The sequence below is a fragment of the Pseudomonas sp. ADAK2 TE3594 genome (assembly GCF_053628675.1).
The window spans coordinates 181,197-195,539 of the sequence record NZ_JBRJGV010000001.1; the positions used below are offsets into that span (position 1 = coordinate 181,197).

20 protein-coding genes are annotated in these 14,343 nt (G+C 58.2%); 10 read left to right on the forward strand and 10 right to left on the reverse strand.

The genetic code is table 11. The features are described 5' to 3' along the window. Window positions 1-5 precede the first annotated feature (5 nt). Genes AB7M22_RS00745 through AB7M22_RS00765 form a run of 5 tightly spaced genes read left to right on the forward strand, consistent with a single transcriptional unit; the run spans window position 6 to window position 3,790 of the window. Entirely contained in the window at window positions 6-401 is a 396-nt protein-coding gene (locus AB7M22_RS00745) for a FagA protein (protein WP_454184902.1), read from the forward strand. Continuing rightward, window positions 394-1,770: a class II fumarate hydratase gene (locus AB7M22_RS00750; protein WP_454184903.1), complete on the forward strand. Its 1,377-nt coding sequence runs from the start codon at window positions 394-396 to the stop codon at window positions 1,768-1,770. Before AB7M22_RS00745 ends, AB7M22_RS00750 begins: the two co-directional genes overlap by 8 nt. A gap of 27 nt (window positions 1,771-1,797) precedes the next feature. Further along, window positions 1,798-2,238: a hypothetical protein gene (locus tag AB7M22_RS00755; protein ID WP_454184904.1), complete on the forward strand. Its 441-nt coding sequence runs from the start codon at window positions 1,798-1,800 to the stop codon at window positions 2,236-2,238. Between the two features lies 1 nt (window position 2,239). After that, window positions 2,240-2,851, forward strand: a complete 612-nt coding sequence (locus tag AB7M22_RS00760; RefSeq protein WP_454184905.1) for a superoxide dismutase — start codon at window positions 2,240-2,242, stop codon at window positions 2,849-2,851. 45 nt (window positions 2,852-2,896) lie between these two features. Beyond that, complete coding sequence (locus AB7M22_RS00765; protein WP_454184906.1) at window positions 2,897-3,790, forward strand: ZIP family metal transporter; 894 nt, start codon at window positions 2,897-2,899, stop codon at window positions 3,788-3,790. 105 nt (window positions 3,791-3,895) lie between these two features. Here AB7M22_RS00765 and AB7M22_RS00770 read toward each other — a convergent pair whose 3' ends face one another. The 10 genes from AB7M22_RS00770 to AB7M22_RS00815 all read right to left on the reverse strand — a co-directional run bounded on the left by AB7M22_RS00770 (window position 3,896) and on the right by AB7M22_RS00815 (window position 10,923). Then, the gene (locus tag AB7M22_RS00770) at window positions 3,896-4,171 is read right to left on the reverse strand and encodes an HPr family phosphocarrier protein (protein WP_008008621.1); all 276 of its coding nucleotides are present in this window, start codon (window positions 4,169-4,171) and stop codon (window positions 3,896-3,898) included. A 15-nt stretch (window positions 4,172-4,186) separates the two neighbouring features. After that, the gene (gene rapZ, locus AB7M22_RS00775; protein WP_008008622.1) at window positions 4,187-5,044 is read right to left on the reverse strand and encodes an RNase adapter RapZ; all 858 of its coding nucleotides are present in this window, start codon (window positions 5,042-5,044) and stop codon (window positions 4,187-4,189) included. A gap of 2 nt (window positions 5,045-5,046) precedes the next feature. After that, window positions 5,047-5,511: a PTS IIA-like nitrogen regulatory protein PtsN gene (gene ptsN, locus AB7M22_RS00780; RefSeq protein WP_454184907.1), complete on the reverse strand. Its 465-nt coding sequence runs from the start codon at window positions 5,509-5,511 to the stop codon at window positions 5,047-5,049. Between the two features lie 12 nt (window positions 5,512-5,523). Continuing rightward, complete coding sequence (gene hpf / locus AB7M22_RS00785) at window positions 5,524-5,832, reverse strand: ribosome hibernation-promoting factor, HPF/YfiA family (protein ID WP_007941242.1); 309 nt, start codon at window positions 5,830-5,832, stop codon at window positions 5,524-5,526. Between the two features lie 74 nt (window positions 5,833-5,906). Beyond that, entirely contained in the window at window positions 5,907-7,400 is a 1,494-nt protein-coding gene (locus tag AB7M22_RS00790) for an RNA polymerase factor sigma-54 (RefSeq protein ID WP_032835202.1), read from the reverse strand. A gap of 184 nt (window positions 7,401-7,584) precedes the next feature. Continuing rightward, a complete protein-coding gene (gene lptB, locus AB7M22_RS00795) occupies window positions 7,585-8,310 on the reverse strand; it encodes an LPS export ABC transporter ATP-binding protein (protein ID WP_007901537.1) in 726 nt (241 codons plus the stop codon). Further along, window positions 8,310-8,858, reverse strand: a complete 549-nt coding sequence (gene lptA / locus AB7M22_RS00800) for a lipopolysaccharide transport periplasmic protein LptA (protein WP_454184908.1) — start codon at window positions 8,856-8,858, stop codon at window positions 8,310-8,312. Before lptA ends, lptB begins: the two co-directional genes overlap by 1 nt. Continuing rightward, window positions 8,845-9,417, reverse strand: coding sequence for an LPS export ABC transporter periplasmic protein LptC (gene lptC / locus AB7M22_RS00805; RefSeq protein ID WP_007901543.1), 573 nt, complete (start codon window positions 9,415-9,417; stop codon window positions 8,845-8,847). The genes lptA and lptC overlap by 14 nt, the downstream gene beginning before the upstream one ends. A 7-nt stretch (window positions 9,418-9,424) precedes the next feature. Beyond that, a complete protein-coding gene (locus AB7M22_RS00810) occupies window positions 9,425-9,949 on the reverse strand; it encodes a KdsC family phosphatase (protein WP_454184909.1) in 525 nt (174 codons plus the stop codon). Beyond that, entirely contained in the window at window positions 9,949-10,923 is a 975-nt protein-coding gene (locus AB7M22_RS00815; protein WP_454184910.1) for a KpsF/GutQ family sugar-phosphate isomerase, read from the reverse strand. Before AB7M22_RS00815 ends, AB7M22_RS00810 begins: the two co-directional genes overlap by 1 nt. A gap of 277 nt (window positions 10,924-11,200) precedes the next feature. On the opposite strand from AB7M22_RS00815, the gene AB7M22_RS00820 reads away from it, so the two are divergent. The 5 genes from AB7M22_RS00820 to AB7M22_RS00840 are packed head-to-tail and all read left to right on the forward strand — an operon-like array spanning window position 11,201 to window position 14,241. Then, window positions 11,201-12,010 carry an ATP-binding cassette domain-containing protein gene (locus AB7M22_RS00820; RefSeq protein ID WP_454184911.1) on the forward strand — a complete coding sequence of 270 codons (810 nt, stop codon included), beginning with the start codon at window positions 11,201-11,203 and terminating at the stop codon, window positions 12,008-12,010. Further along, a complete protein-coding gene (gene mlaE, locus AB7M22_RS00825) occupies window positions 12,010-12,807 on the forward strand; it encodes a lipid asymmetry maintenance ABC transporter permease subunit MlaE (RefSeq protein WP_008008628.1) in 798 nt (265 codons plus the stop codon). The genes AB7M22_RS00820 and mlaE overlap by 1 nt, the downstream gene beginning before the upstream one ends. Then, window positions 12,807-13,274 carry an outer membrane lipid asymmetry maintenance protein MlaD gene (mlaD, locus tag AB7M22_RS00830; protein WP_007901560.1) on the forward strand — a complete coding sequence of 156 codons (468 nt, stop codon included), beginning with the start codon at window positions 12,807-12,809 and terminating at the stop codon, window positions 13,272-13,274. Before mlaE ends, mlaD begins: the two co-directional genes overlap by 1 nt. A gap of 11 nt (window positions 13,275-13,285) precedes the next feature. Next, window positions 13,286-13,939 carry an MlaC/ttg2D family ABC transporter substrate-binding protein gene (locus AB7M22_RS00835; RefSeq protein WP_454184912.1) on the forward strand — a complete coding sequence of 218 codons (654 nt, stop codon included), beginning with the start codon at window positions 13,286-13,288 and terminating at the stop codon, window positions 13,937-13,939. After that, complete coding sequence (locus AB7M22_RS00840) at window positions 13,936-14,241, forward strand: STAS domain-containing protein (protein ID WP_007901565.1); 306 nt, start codon at window positions 13,936-13,938, stop codon at window positions 14,239-14,241. The genes AB7M22_RS00835 and AB7M22_RS00840 overlap by 4 nt, the downstream gene beginning before the upstream one ends. The last annotated feature ends 102 nt before the right edge of the window (window positions 14,242-14,343 follow it).

The following is a 14,343-nucleotide window of genomic DNA, read 5'->3' on the forward strand; positions in this document are numbered from 1 at the left end:
GGATCATGAGTTCTGCCTTGCACGAGCAGCCTTACCTCGAAAGCTGGCGCTGGATGAGTCGCCAGATCCGTTGCGCCATGGACCCTGACGAGCCGCGCCTGATTGAACATTACCTGGCCGAAGGCCGGTATCTGGCGTGTTGCACGGCCACCTCACCCTGGACCATCGCCGAAACTTCCTTCCGTTTATTACTCGACACAGCCGCCGACGTCGCGCTGCCCTGGCACTGGCGCAGCCTGTGTCTCGACCAGGCCTGGCGACCGCTACGCGATCTCGAACGGCAATCACTCTGCAAATGCCGCCTCAAACGTTGGCAAAGCTACGCGTGGCAATTGGCGACCTGCGAGTTGCGACCTTCGATTCCTCTCATAGAACTGGTGCAAGGATCTCCTGATGAATAACACACGTATCGAACGCGACAGCATGGGCGAGTTAAACGTCCCGATTGATGCTTTGTACGGCGCGCAAACCCAACGTGCGGTGGATAACTTTCCGATCAGCGGCAAACCGATGCCCGTGCAGTTCATTCGCGCGCTGATTCTGGCCAAGGCTGCGGCCGCCCGAGCCAACGTCGAGCTCAAGCAGATCAGCGAATCCCAGGGCAAGGCGATCGTCGACGCCGCTCAAGGCCTGCTTGAAGGCGACTTCATGCAGCACTTCCCGGTGGATATCTTCCAGACCGGTTCCGGCACCAGTTCCAACATGAACGCCAACGAAGTGATCGCCACCTTGGCTAGCCGCTTGTTGGGCGAGCCGGTCAATCCCAACGATCACGTCAATTGCGGCCAAAGCAGCAACGACATCATCCCCACCACCATCCATGTCAGCGCCGCATTGAGCTTGCATGAGCAGTTGCTGCCGGCGCTGGTGCATCTGGTGCAGGTGATCGAACACAAGGCCGAGCAGGTTCATCCGTTCGTCAAAACCGGGCGTACCCATTTGATGGACGCCATGCCCGTGCGCATGAGTCAGGTGCTCAATGGTTGGGCGCAACAGTTCAAGGCCAACATCGGTCACCTGCAGGATCTGCTGCCAAGCCTGCAATCGGTGGCCCAGGGCGGCACGGCGGTGGGCACCGGGATCAATGCCCATCCAGAGTTTGCGGCGCGTTTCAGCCAGCAACTCAGCCAACTGACCCAGGTGCAGTTTACGCCGGGCAAGGACCTGTTTGCGCTGATCGGCTCGCAGGACACTGCGGTCAGCGTTTCAGGGCAGCTCAAGGCCACAGCGGTTTCCTTGATGAAAATCGCCAATGACCTGCGCTGGATGAATTCCGGCCCGTTGGCCGGGCTCGGTGAAATCGAACTCGAAGCCTTGCAGCCCGGTTCGTCGATTATGCCCGGCAAGGTCAATCCGGTGATCCCGGAAGCCACCGCGATGGTCGCCGCTCAGGTGATTGGCAACGACACGGTGATCACCGTCGCCGGTCAGTCGGGCAATTTCGAGCTGAACGTCATGCTGCCGATCATCGCCCAGAACCTGCTGAGCAGTATCGAGTTGCTGGCCAACGCCAGCCGTCTGCTGGGCGACAAGGCTATTGCCAGCTTCAAGGTCAACGAGGCCCGGCTCAAGGAAGCGCTGTCGCGCAATCCGATTCTGGTCACTGCACTCAACCCGATCATTGGTTACCAAAAAGCCGCTGAGATTGCCAAGAAGGCATATCAGCAGGGCCGGCCGGTGATCGATGTCGCCCTGGAACACACCGACCTGACGCGCAGCCAACTGGAAGAATTGCTCAACCCAGAGAAGCTCACCGCAGGCGGCGTGTAATCACCGCTACCGCTTTGGAGGCTCACCATGGAGCACTGGAAACGCACGATCGAAAGAGCAAATCACTGTTTCATGCTGGGCCAGCTGGTCGATGCCCGCGAGGTTTATTTGCAGGCATTGGCCTTGGCCCAAGTGTTGTTCGAGCGCTGGGCCGATGCCGACGAAGCGGTGGCGGCTTGCGTGATTTCCCACCATAACCTGGCGGACCTGCACTTGCGTCTGAACCAGCCGGAGGAGAGCGCCGAGTATTTGTGCGCGATCCATCAACGACTGTTGCAGACCATGCAGGACCCGCGACTGGCGCCCGCTTTGCGTGAAGCCGCGCTGCGCCAGAGCAGCAAAACCTATGTCGAGCTGCTGAATTTCATCAGCGATCACGGCGAGTATCCGCGCACCCACCGGTTGCTGCGTACCGACACCGCTTCGACCTCGCATCAGCCTGCGCCCTTACAACATGGAGTTCATTGAAATGGCTTTTACCTTGCCTGCCTTGCCGTACGCCTATGACGCCCTGGAACCGCACATCGATGCGCAGACCATGGAAATCCACTACACCAAACACCACCAGACCTACATCAACAACCTCAACGCCGCGGTCGAAGGCACTGAGTTTGCCGAATGGCCGGTGGAAAAACTGGTGGCGGCGGTCCAGCAATTGCCGGAAAAGCTCCGTGCGGCGGTGATCAATCAGGGCGGCGGGCATGCCAACCATTCGTTGTTCTGGGAAGTCATGTCGCCCGGCGGTGGTGGCCAGCCTGAAGGTGCGTTGGCCAAGGCGATCGACGAGCAATTGGGTGGCCTCGACAACTTCAAGGAGGCTTTCACCAAAGCTGCGCTGACCCGTTTCGGCAGCGGTTGGGCCTGGTTGAGCGTGACGCCGCAAAAGACCTTGATCGTTGAAAGCAGCGGCAACCAGGACAGCCCGTTGATGAGTGGCAATACGCCGATCCTCGGCCTGGACGTTTGGGAGCACGCTTATTACCTGCGCTATCAGAACCGCCGCCCGGAATACATCAATGCGTTCTACAACGTGATCAATTGGCCCGAAGTCGCCGCGCGTTATCAGGTTGCGCTGGTTTAGTTGAGAACGCCCCCTAAGTCTCTATAAAATAATCCAGGGCTGACTATGGGCACTGAAACACTGGCGGTCGGAAGTGGACGGATGTTTCGTTACGCACTGGGATCGCTGTTACTGCTGGCGGGCATGACGTTGTTGGCTGCCCAAGGGCTGAGCTGGCTGGACCTCGAACCGAAACTGCAGCGCGCCCTGCAAGGCGGGGCGATTTGCGCCCTGGGCACAGCTTTGGGCGCAGTGCCGGTGCTGGTGATTCGGCGGATGCCCCAGGCAGTCAGCGATACGCTGCTGGGTTTCGGGGCCGGGGTGATGCTCGCGGCGACGGCGTTTTCGCTGATCGTGCCGGGCATTGCCGCGGCCGAAAACCTCGGGCTGACGCCTTGGGCGGCCAGTGGCCTGATCAGTTTTGGCATCATGCTGGGTGCATTCGGGTTGTTTCTGGTGGATCGCAAGGTGTCCGGCGCTACACCTGAAATGCTCGTGGGGACACTGGAGCGATCGGTGATTGCACCGCGGATCTGGTTGTTTGTGTTCGCCATCATCGCCCACAACATCCCTGAAGGTATGGCGGTCGGCGTCTCGGCCGGTGGTGGCATGCCTGACGCCGACAGCCTGGCCATGGGCATCGCCTTGCAGGATGTGCCGGAAGGTCTGGTGATCGCGTTGGTGTTGGCCGGAGCAGGGATGTCGCGGGTCAAGGCGTTCCTGATCGGTGCTGCGTCAGGGTTGGTCGAGCCGGTCTTCGCATTGTTGTGCGCCTGGCTGGTGAGCCTGGCCGAACTGTTGTTGCCGTTGGGTCTGGCACTGGCGGCCGGTGCGATGCTGCTGGTGGTGACTCACGAAGTCATCCCCGAATCGCGACGCCATGGTCACGACAAACTGGCCAGCCTTGGGCTGCTGATCGGGTTTTGTCTGATGATGGTGATGGATACCGCGTTGGCTTGAAAAACAGGATCAAAAGATCGCAGCCTCGTTTCACTCGACAGCTCCTACAAGGATCGGCATACCGTAGGAGCTGTCGAGTGAAACGAGGCTGCGATCTTTTGACTTTTATCCGCCTTCGTCGAAGTAGCGGTTGATCAAGTCTGTCAGCGCATCCAGCGCTTTTTGCTCATCTTCGCCTTCGGTACTGATATAGATTTTGGTGCCCTTGCCTGCAGCGAGCATCATCATTGCCATAATGCTTTTGCCATCGACCGTGGATTCCGGCGTGCGTCCTACCCGGATCGTGCAATCCTTGAACTCACCGGCGACCCCAACGAATTTTGCAGACGCGCGGGCATGCAGGCCCAGCTTGTTGATGATTTCGATTTCCAGAGCAGGCATCGCGATGTGAATCCTTTAGCTGAGGTCGCGGTGGCGAACCTGGACGTTCTTCAGGGTTTTTTGCAGGACCTGACCCAGACGTTCGGTCAGGTAGACAGAGCGGTGATGCCCGCCGGTGCAGCCAATGGCAATGGTGACATAGGCGCGGTTGCTGGCGGCAAAGCGGGGCAGCCATTTGAGCAGGTACGAGGAAATGTCCTGGAACATCTCTTCGACGTCAGGTTGTGCCGCCAGGTACTCGGCCACCGGTTGGTCGAGCCCGGACTGTGCCCGTAGCTCCGGCTTCCAGTAAGGGTTGGGCAGGCAGCGCACGTCGAACACCAGATCGGCGTCCACCGGCATGCCCCGCTTGAACCCGAAAGATTCCACCAGGAACGCAGTGCCCGGTTCCGGTTGATTCAGCAGGCGCAACTTGATGGTATCGCGTAGCTGATACAGGTTCAGATTGGTGGTATTGACCTTGAGGTCGGCCAGATCGGCAATCGGCCCCAGCAGATTGGTTTCGTCCTCTATCGCCTCCGCCAGCGAGCGATTTGCGCTGCTCAGCGGGTGACGACGGCGAGTTTCCGAAAAGCGTTTGAGCAAGGTTTCTTCGTCAGCGTCCAGGTACAGCACATCGCACTGGATATGCCGGCTGCGGACCTCTTCCAGCAATTCGGGGAACCGTGACAGGTGGCTCGGCAGGTTGCGTGCATCGATGGATACGGCCACCAGCGGTTGTGCCAGTTCGGTGTGAATCAGCGCGCGTTCGGCCAGTTCCGGCAGCAAGCCGGCAGGCAGGTTGTCGATGCAGTAGTAGCCGTTGTCCTCGAGCACATCGAGGGCGGTACTTTTACCTGAGCCGGAGCGGCCACTGACGATGATCAGGCGCATGATTAGTGACCGTTCTGCTCGTCCAGGACAACCTGATACAACGCTTCGTTGCTCGGGGCGCTGCGCAGTTTTTCACGCACCTCCTTGCGATCCAGCATGCTGGCGATCTGGCGGAGCAATTCCAGGTGTGCATCGGTGGCGGCTTCCGGGACCAGCAGTACAAACAGCAGGTCAACCGGCGCACCGTCGATGGCGTCGAAATCGATGGGTGCATCCAGGTGCATCAAGGCACTGATGGGCGATTCGCAGCCCTTGAGACGGCAGTGGGGGATGGCGATGCCGTTGCCAAAACCGGTGGAGCCGAGTTTTTCACGGGCGACCAGACTCTCGAAGACATCCTGCATGGCCAGATCCGGCACTTCGCGATGGATGAGGTTGGCAATTTGCTCGAGGGCTTTCTTTTTACTGCCGCCCGGCACGTTCACCAGGGAACGGCCGGGGGTCAGGATGCTTTCAAGTCGGATCATGGGTTGGGAGTGTTAACGACCGGTCGCGCCCTGGAGGAGGCTCTGGGTCTTTTCCTTATGCTTTTTGAGTTGTTTATCCAGCTTGTCGGTCAGTGCGTCGATCGCTGCGTACATATCGGTATGTTCCGCATTAGCGACCACTTCATTGCCGGGAATATGCAGCGTGGCTTCGATTTTCTGCTTGAGCTTCTCGACCGTCATCGTGACCTGCACGTTGGTGATCTTGTCGAAATGCCTCTCTAATCGTTCGAGTTTTTCGCCGATGTAGGTGCGAAGAGGTTCGGTCACTTCCAGTTGGTGTCCACTGATGTTGACTTGCATACAGCTTCTCCTTCGTTGCCAGTGCATAAAGCGGTAGATCAGATGATCTACCACTGGAACGCTGTGGCGTGGCTCTACATCAACCGCTTGCGTTCGCTCGAAGGCGCGATCCCGAGGGATTCGCGGTACTTGGCGACGGTGCGGCGAGCCACCTGAATGCCTTGTGCCTCCAGTAAACCAGCGATCTTGCTGTCACTCAACGGCTTTTTCTGATTTTCCGCGGCAACCAGTTTTTTGATGATCGCGCGGATCGCCGTGGACGAGCATTCACCGCCTTCTGAGGTACTGACGTGGCTGGAAAAAAAGTATTTCAGTTCATAGATGCCCCGCGGGGTATGCATGAATTTTTGCGTGGTCACCCGTGAAATCGTCGATTCATGCATGCCCACCGCTTCGGCGATGTCGTGCAGCACCAACGGCTTCATGGCTTCGTCACCGTATTCAAGAAAGCCGCGTTGATGCTCGACGATCTGGGTGGCGACTTTCATCAGGGTTTCATTGCGGCTTTGCAGGCTCTTGATGAACCAGCGAGCTTCCTGCAACTGATTACGCATGAAGGTGTTATCAGCGCTGGTATCGGCGCGACGCACGAAACCGGCGTATTGGGCGTTGACACGCAGGCGTGGCACCGATTCCTGATTCAACTCCACCAGCCAGCGCTCGTTGTCCTTGCGCACAATCACATCGGGAACGACGTATTCGGCTTCGGTGGACTCGATTTGTGAGCCTGGGCGCGGGTTGAGGCTCTGGACCAATTCGATGACCTGACGCAGTTCATCTTCCTTGAGCTTCATGCGACGCATCAGTTGGCTGTAGTCGCGGCTGCCGAGCAAGTCGATGTAATCGGTGACCAGGCGCTTGGCCTCGGCCAGCCAAGGGGTCTTGGCGGGCAGCTGGCGCAGTTGCAGCAGCAGGCATTCACCGAGGTTGCGGGCGCCGATGCCTGCGGGTTCGAACTGCTGGATGCGGTGCAGGACGGCTTCGATTTCGTCCAGTTCGATGTCCAGTTCCGGGTCGAACGCCTCGAGGATTTCCTCAAGGGTTTCGTCCAGGTAGCCCTGATTATTGATGCAGTCGATCAGGGTCACGGCGATCAGGCGATCGGTGTCGGACATCGGTGCCAGGTTCAGTTGCCAGAGCAAATGGCTTTGCAGGCTTTCACCGACGGATGTGCGGGTGGTGAAATCCCACTCGTCGTCATCGTTGCTCGGCAGGCTGCTGGCGCTGGTCTGGTAGACGTCTTCCCAGGCAGTATCGACGGGCAATTCGTTGGGAATGCGCTCATTCCAGTCGCCTTCCTCGAGGTTGTCCACCGTTGGGGCGGTTTCCTGGTAGGAGGGTTCCTGAATGTCGGCGTTGGGTTTCTGTTCGGCGCTATCGGCCAAGGGGTCGGCGTTATCGAAGTCGTCGCCTTCTTCCTGGCGTTCGAGCATCGGATTGGACTCCAGGGCCTCCTGGATTTCCTGTTGCAGGTCCAGGGTCGACAATTGGAGCAGGCGGATGGCCTGTTGCAGCTGCGGTGTCATCGTCAGCTGCTGGCCCATTCTCAAGACTAGCGATGGTTTCATGGCAGGGGCTTAACACCTTATTCGCCGGCGCACATGCGCCATCCACTACAGGGCGCCGAAGCGCCAAACATAAGCAAATTATATGCCTGAAACTGAAGTGTTTGCCTAGAGCGCTGTAACAATAAAAACTTATTGATTTTTTATTGAAGTGCGCGCGCTCTCGGCGACCCGGGCACCTCAGTGCTTACAGGCGGAACTCATGACCCAGATACACTTCCTTGACCAGCTCATTGGCCAGGATGGTGGCGGAGTCACCTTCAGCGATCAGTTGGCCGTCGTTGACGATGTAGGCGGTTTCGCAGATATCTAGGGTTTCGCGGACGTTGTGGTCCGTGATCAGCACACCAATGCCTTTGGCCTTGAGGTGATGAATGATCTGCTTGATGTCGCCCACCGAAATCGGGTCCACACCGGCGAAGGGTTCGTCGAGGAGGATGAATTTCGGATTGGTGGCCAGTGCCCGGGCGATTTCCACGCGGCGGCGTTCACCACCGGACAGGCTCATGCCGAGGTTGTCGCGGATGTGGTGGATGTGAAATTCCTGCAGCAGGCTTTCCAGCTCTTTGCGACGACCGGCCTTGTCGAGTTCCTTGCGTGTCTCGAGGATGGCCATGATGTTGTCGGCCACCGACAGTTTGCGGAAGATCGACGCTTCTTGCGGAAGATAGCCGATACCCGCCTTCGCACGACCGTGCATCGGCTGGTGGCTGACATCCAGGTCGTCGATCAGTACGCGACCCTGATCGGCCTGTACCAGGCCGACAATCATGTAGAAACAGGTGGTTTTACCGGCGCCGTTAGGGCCAAGCAGGCCGACGATCTGACCGCTGTCGATGGACAGGCTGACGTCGCGCACGACCTGACGGCTCTTGTAGCTCTTGGCCAGATGCTGAGCTTTCAGAGTTGCCATTACTGGGCCTTTTGCTCGTCGGTTTTCTTCTTCGGCTGGATCACCATGTCGATGCGAGGACGTGTCTCGGTGACCTTGTTACCCGTGGCGCGACCGGCGCTCGCAAGCTTTTTCACCGTGTCGTAGACGATTTTCTCGCCTTGGGTGGTGTTGTTGTCTTTGTCGACGACTTTTGCCTTGTCGATCAGCACGACGCGGTTTTGTGCGGCGTGGTACTGGATGGTCACCCCCCAGCCCTGAACAGGCTTGGTGTCGCCAGCGGTCTGCAGTTGCTCAAAGTAGGCGAGGTTGCCCACCGAAGTCACCACGTCAATGTCGCCGGTAGGTGTGCGGGTGATGGTCACGGTGTTGCCTTTAACGATCATCGAGCCCTGGGTGATGATCACATCACCTTTATAGGTGGCAACGCCATTCTTGTCGTCCAGTTGGGCATCGTCGGCCTGAATGCGGATAGGCTGCTCTTGATCGTTCGGCAGAGCCCAGGCGCTCACGCTTCCCAGTGCTGCGCCCAGACTGAGCAAAATAGGGAGAGTTTTAACGAGCCTCATACTGTCCTCTTACGTTCGATAGCAGGTGTATCCTGCTTTCTTTCAAGTACGCTTTCATTCCGTTGCCTGTCGATACACCGCCAGCGCCGTCGATTCTAACGGGTTGATCGGTCTGCGCATATTGCTGCTGCGGGAACACGGTCATACGGGTGGTGGTAATCAGGGTTTTACGGTTTTTTTCGTCGAAACGAGTGATACGTACCGAATCAATCAGCTCGACCTGAGTGCCGTCCGGATTGACTTCGCCGCGCTCGCTCTGGACATGCCAGGGGAACTCGGTGCCACGGAACATATTCAGGTCAGGATTGGTCAGCAGCGTCACTTCGGTCGCTTTCAGGTGTTCGACCTTGTCCGACGTCATTTCGTATTGCAGTTTGCCGTCGGGCAGGAACTGCACGCTGTGGGCGTTGACGGCGTAATAGTCGATCGCGCTTTCATCGACCTTCACCACCGGTTTGTCGAGAAAGCGTTCCGGGCTGATGTTCCAGTAGCCGACCGCTGCAAAAATCGCTGCGATGCAACCGAACATCAGGATGTTGCGAATCTTTTTGCTCAGCATGATGGGCTCACAGGTACGCGGCGTTGGCCGCATCGAGGCGGCCCTGGGCCCGCAGGATCAATTCGCAGAATTCGCGAGCAGCACCCTCGCCACCACGGGCCTGGGTGATGCCGTGGGCGTGTTCGCGCACGAAACTGGCAGCGCTGGCCACCGCCATGCCCAAGCCGACACGGCGAATCACCGGCAGGTCTGGCAGGTCGTCGCCAAGGTAGGCCACTTGTTCATAGCTCAGGTTGAGCTGGGCAAGAAGTTCGTCGAGCACCACCAGTTTGTCTTCGCGACCCTGGTAAAGGTGTGGAATGCCGAGGTTCTTCGCGCGCCGTTCAACCACCGGGGTCTTGCGGCCGCTGATGATAGCGGTCTGCACGCCGGCTGCCATCAACATCTTGATGCCCTGGCCGTCAAGGGTGTTGAAAGTCTTGAATTCGCTGCCGTCTTCGAGGAAGTACAGGCGCCCATCGGTCAGTACGCCGTCGACATCGAATACCGCCAGTTTGATCTGTTTGCCGCGTTGCAGCAGGTTCGTGCTCATTACATTACTCCCGCACGCAGCAAATCGTGCATGTTCAAGGCGCCGACCGGGCGGTCTTCGCTGTCGACCACTACCAGTGCGTTGATCTTGTGGTCTTCCATGATTTTCAGGGCCTCGGCGGCGAGCATCTCGGCGCGGGCGGTCTTGCCATGGACGGTCATCACTTCATCAATGGTCGTGCTGTGGATATCGATCGTGCGGTCCAGCGTGCGGCGCAGATCGCCGTCGGTGAAGATCCCGGCGAGCTTTCCATCCGTGCTCAGTACAACGGTCATGCCCAACCCCTTGCGGGTCATTTCCATCAAGGCATCCTTGAGCAACGTACCGCACATCACTTGCGGTAATTCGGTGCCGGCATGCATGACATTTTCAACTTTCAGCAACAAACGGCGGCCAAGGGCACCACCCGGGTGGGAAAAGGCAAAGTCTTCAGCGGTAAAACCGCGAGCTTCAAGCAAGGCAACGGCTAGAGCATCGCCCATGACCAGCGCCGCGGTGGTCGATGAGGTGGGTGCCAGGTTCAGCGGACAGGCTTCGTGTTCGACGCTGACATTGAGGTTGACTTCCGCAGCCTTGGCCAGCGGCGAATCGGGGTTGCCGGTCAGGCTGATCATCTGAATGCCCTGGCGCTTGATCAGCGGCAGCAAGGTGACGATTTCATTGGTGGAGCCGGAGTTCGACAGCGCCAGAATGATGTCGTCACGGGTGATCATGCCCATGTCGCCATGGCTGGCCTCGGCCGGGTGCACGAAGAAAGCCGTGGTGCCGGTGCTGGCGAGGGTGGCGGCAATCTTGTTGCCGATGTGCCCCGATTTGCCCATGCCGACCACGACCACCCGGCCTTTGCTGGCCAGAATCATCTCGCAAGCACGTACGAAATCTGCATCGATATGGGGCAGCAAGCCTTGTACGGCTTCCAGTTCGAGGCGGATGGTACGTTGTGCTGATTGAATCAGGTCGCTGGATTGGTTCATGTCGGAAATCGAATAGCCTGATGAAAAGGCGGCGATTATAACGGTAATGATCAAAACCCTCACGCAAGTTCGTCGCGGTTTGTCATTACTTGTTACCGAATCTCTCTAAATAGATGATTTCAGGCGGTCATGTTGCTGAACATGCCCGGCTTGGGCCTTGGGCGCTTGGCCTTTGCAGTGATATAGTTCGCCGCCAGTTCGGCCTGCCCGGGGGAGGTATGTGCTTTCGCCAGAAAGCCAGGCGTCCGAGTGAGAGGCTGCATCGCAAGGAGTTTAGATGAGTGCCGATAACGCCTACGCGGTCGAGCTGAAGGGACTGACCTTCAAGCGCGGTTCGCGCAGCATTTTCAATAACGTCGATATTCGCATACCGCGCGGCAAGGTCACCGGCATCATGGGGCCTTCCGGGTGTGGCAAGACCACGCTGTTGCGGCTGATAGGTGCACAATTGCGCCCTGCCAGCGGCGAAGTCTGGGTCAATGGCCAGAACCTGCCAACGTTGTCGCGCAGCGATCTGTTCGATGCGCGCAAGCATATGGGTGTGTTGTTTCAGAGCGGCGCGCTGTTTACCGATCTTGATGTGTTCGAGAACGTCGCCTTTCCGCTGCGTGTTCATACCGGGCTGCCGGAAGAAATGATCCACGACATTGTCCTGCTCAAATTGCAGGCCGTGGGCTTGCGTGGCGCCATCGACCTGATGCCTGACGAATTGTCCGGCGGCATGAAACGTCGCGTCGCGCTGGCCCGGGCAATTGCGCTCGATCCGCAAATCCTCATGTACGACGAGCCCTTTGTTGGCCAGGACCCGATCGCCATGGGCGTGCTGGTACGCCTGATCCGCCTGCTCAACGATGCGCTGGGCATCACCAGCATCGTGGTTTCCCACGATCTGGCCGAGACCGCGAGCATCGCCGACTACCTCATTGTGGTGGGTGACGGGCAAGTGCTGGGGCAAGGTACGCCCAAGGAACTGATGAGCTCGGACGAACCACGTATTCGTCAATTCATGACGGGTGAACCCGACGGCCCGGTCGCATACCACTTTCCAGCGCCGGATTACCGCGCAGATCTTCTGGGGAAGCGCTGATGCGCAAGATTTCACTGATAGAAAGAGTGCGCCGCTTCGGTTACGCCGGCATCGATGTGCTGGCGGTATTCGGGCGTTCGGCGCTGTTCCTGTTCCATGCCTTGCTCGGTCGTGGCGGCATCGGCGGCGGTTTTGGCCTGCTGGTCAAGCAGCTGCATTCGGTGGGCGTGATGTCCCTGGTGATCATCGTGGTCTCCGGGGTTTTCATCGGCATGGTGCTGGCGCTGCAGGGTTTTAACATTCTGTCCAGCTACGGTTCGGAGCAGGCAGTCGGGCAGATGGTTGCGCTGACGCTGTTGCGTGAACTGGGCCCGGTGGTCACGGCCTTGCTGTTCGCCGGACGCGCGGGTTCGGCACTGACCGCCGAAATCGGCAACATGAAGTCCACCGAACAGTTGTCCAGTCTGGAAATGATCGGGGTCGACCCGCTCAAGTACATCATTGCCCCGCGCCTGTGGGCCGGCTTCATTTCCCTGCCGGTGCTGGCAATGATTTTCAGCGTGGTGGGCATCTGGGGCGGTTCGTGGGTGGCCGTCGACTGGCTGGGTGTCTATGAAGGCTCCTACTGGTCGAACATGCAAAACAGCGTGACGTTTGTCGACGATGTGCTCAACGGCATTATCAAAAGCATCGTTTTTGCCTTCGTCGTGACCTGGATCGCCGTATTCCAAGGCTATGACTGCGAGCCCACTTCCGAGGGGATCAGTCGTGCCACTACCAAGACCGTGGTGTATGCCTCTTTGGCTGTACTCGGCCTGGACTTTATTCTGACCGCCTTGATGTTTGGAGATTTCTGATGCAAAACCGCACCCTGGAAATCGGTGTCGGCCTTTTCTTGCTGGCTGGCATCCTGGCTTTGCTGTTGCTTGCGTTGCGGGTCAGTGGTCTGTCCCCTAGTGCAACCACCGAAACTTATAAACTTTATGCGTATTTCGACAATATCGCCGGTTTGACGGTCAGAGCTAAAGTGACCATGGCCGGTGTGACTATCGGCAAGGTCACGGCGATCGATCTGGACCGCGACAGCTTTACCGGTCGGGTGACCATGCAACTGGAAAAGCGCGTAGATAATCTGCCGACTGACTCCACTGCATCTATCCTGACCGCTGGCCTGCTGGGTGAGAAATACATCGGTATCAGCGTGGGTGGGGAAGAAACCCTGCTCAAGGAGGGTGGAACCATCCACGACACGCAGTCGTCGCTGGTGCTCGAGGACCTGATCGGTAAATTCCTGCTCAATACCGTTAGCAAAGACGCCAAATGAGGAGCTTTTGAATGATCTCTATCTTGCGACGTGGCCTGTTGGTAATACTCGCGGCCTTGCCGTTGATGGCTAACGCCGTGGCGGCGCCTTCCGCGCACGATCTGGTACAGGACACCACCACCCGGTTGTTGGCGGATCTTGCCGCCAACAAAGCAAAGTACAAGCAGGACCCGCAGGACTTTTATACGGCGCTGAATACCATCGTCGGGCCTGTGGTAGATGCCGAAGGTATTTCCAAGAGCATCATGACGGTCAAGTATTCACGCAAGGCCACCCCCGAGCAGATGCAGAAGTTTGTCGAGAACTTCAAAAAAGGCCTGTTCCAGTTCTATGGCAATGCTTTGCTTGAGTACGACAACCAGGGCATCGTCGTCGATCCTGCCAAGGATGAGACAGGCGACCGTACCAGCGTTGGAATGACGGTCAAGAGCAGTAGCGGCGCGATCTATCCTGTGTCTTACACACTCGAGAAGATCAATGGCGAGTGGAAGCTGCGCAACGTGATCATCAACGGCATCAACATCGGCAAGCTGTTCCGCGATCAGTTCGCTGATGCGATGCAGCGCAATGGCAACGACCTGGACAAGACCATCAACGGTTGGGCCGGGGAAGTCGCCAAAGCCAAGGAAGCCACCGAACAATCTACCGAGAAGAAAACCCAATGAGTGAGTCGGCCATTCGCATGAGCGAATCCGGCGAACTGCTGCTCAGTGGCGTGCTGGATTACCGGACAGGCCCGAACCTGCGCAAGCAGGGGCAGGCGCTGATCAAGTCCAGTAACGCGGCTGCGCTGGTGGTTGATTGCTCTGCGGTGGAGAAGTCCAGCAGCGTCGGCTTGTCGCTGCTGCTGTGCTTCATGCGCGATGCCCAGGCGGCCGGCAAGGCCCTGAGCATTCGTGCGATACCCGAAGATATGCGTGAAATCGCTCAGGTCAGCGAATTGACCGAGCTATTGGCGCATCCCTGAACCGCATCTATAAAGAAGCCCCCCGTCAGAGTCCTGCTTCGCGGGGTTCGCAGGCGCGGGGCTTTTTTGTATGATGTCCGACCCGCGCGCACAGGGCGCCGA

What these genes read in the sequence shown, in the direction of transcription:
- AB7M22_RS00745 (WP_454184902.1), top strand. Translation starts at nt 6, where the DNA reads ATGAGTTCTGCCTTGCACGAGCAGCCTTACCTCGAAAGCTGGCGCTGG.
- AB7M22_RS00750 (WP_454184903.1), top strand. Translation starts at nt 394, where the DNA reads ATGAATAACACACGTATCGAACGCGACAGCATGGGCGAGTTAAACGTC.
- AB7M22_RS00755 (WP_454184904.1), top strand. Translation starts at nt 1,798, where the DNA reads ATGGAGCACTGGAAACGCACGATCGAAAGAGCAAATCACTGTTTCATG.
- AB7M22_RS00760 (WP_454184905.1), top strand. Translation starts at nt 2,240, where the DNA reads ATGGCTTTTACCTTGCCTGCCTTGCCGTACGCCTATGACGCCCTGGAA.
- AB7M22_RS00765 (WP_454184906.1), top strand. Translation starts at nt 2,897, where the DNA reads ATGGGCACTGAAACACTGGCGGTCGGAAGTGGACGGATGTTTCGTTAC.
- AB7M22_RS00770 (WP_008008621.1), bottom strand. Translation starts at nt 4,171, where the DNA reads ATGCCTGCTCTGGAAATCGAAATCATCAACAAGCTGGGCCTGCATGCC.
- rapZ (WP_008008622.1), bottom strand. Translation starts at nt 5,044, where the DNA reads ATGCGCCTGATCATCGTCAGTGGCCGCTCCGGCTCAGGTAAAAGTACC.
- ptsN (WP_454184907.1), bottom strand. Translation starts at nt 5,511, where the DNA reads ATGATCCGACTTGAAAGCATCCTGACCCCCGGCCGTTCCCTGGTGAAC.
- hpf (WP_007941242.1), bottom strand. Translation starts at nt 5,832, where the DNA reads ATGCAAGTCAACATCAGTGGACACCAACTGGAAGTGACCGAACCTCTT.
- AB7M22_RS00790 (WP_032835202.1), bottom strand. Translation starts at nt 7,400, where the DNA reads ATGAAACCATCGCTAGTCTTGAGAATGGGCCAGCAGCTGACGATGACA.
- lptB (WP_007901537.1), bottom strand. Translation starts at nt 8,310, where the DNA reads ATGGCAACTCTGAAAGCTCAGCATCTGGCCAAGAGCTACAAGAGCCGT.
- lptA (WP_454184908.1), bottom strand. Translation starts at nt 8,858, where the DNA reads ATGAGGCTCGTTAAAACTCTCCCTATTTTGCTCAGTCTGGGCGCAGCA.
- lptC (WP_007901543.1), bottom strand. Translation starts at nt 9,417, where the DNA reads ATGCTGAGCAAAAAGATTCGCAACATCCTGATGTTCGGTTGCATCGCA.
- AB7M22_RS00810 (WP_454184909.1), bottom strand. Translation starts at nt 9,949, where the DNA reads ATGAGCACGAACCTGCTGCAACGCGGCAAACAGATCAAACTGGCGGTA.
- AB7M22_RS00815 (WP_454184910.1), bottom strand. Translation starts at nt 10,923, where the DNA reads ATGAACCAATCCAGCGACCTGATTCAATCAGCACAACGTACCATCCGC.
- AB7M22_RS00820 (WP_454184911.1), top strand. Translation starts at nt 11,201, where the DNA reads ATGAGTGCCGATAACGCCTACGCGGTCGAGCTGAAGGGACTGACCTTC.
- mlaE (WP_008008628.1), top strand. Translation starts at nt 12,010, where the DNA reads ATGCGCAAGATTTCACTGATAGAAAGAGTGCGCCGCTTCGGTTACGCC.
- mlaD (WP_007901560.1), top strand. Translation starts at nt 12,807, where the DNA reads ATGCAAAACCGCACCCTGGAAATCGGTGTCGGCCTTTTCTTGCTGGCT.
- AB7M22_RS00835 (WP_454184912.1), top strand. Translation starts at nt 13,286, where the DNA reads ATGATCTCTATCTTGCGACGTGGCCTGTTGGTAATACTCGCGGCCTTG.
- AB7M22_RS00840 (WP_007901565.1), top strand. Translation starts at nt 13,936, where the DNA reads ATGAGTGAGTCGGCCATTCGCATGAGCGAATCCGGCGAACTGCTGCTC.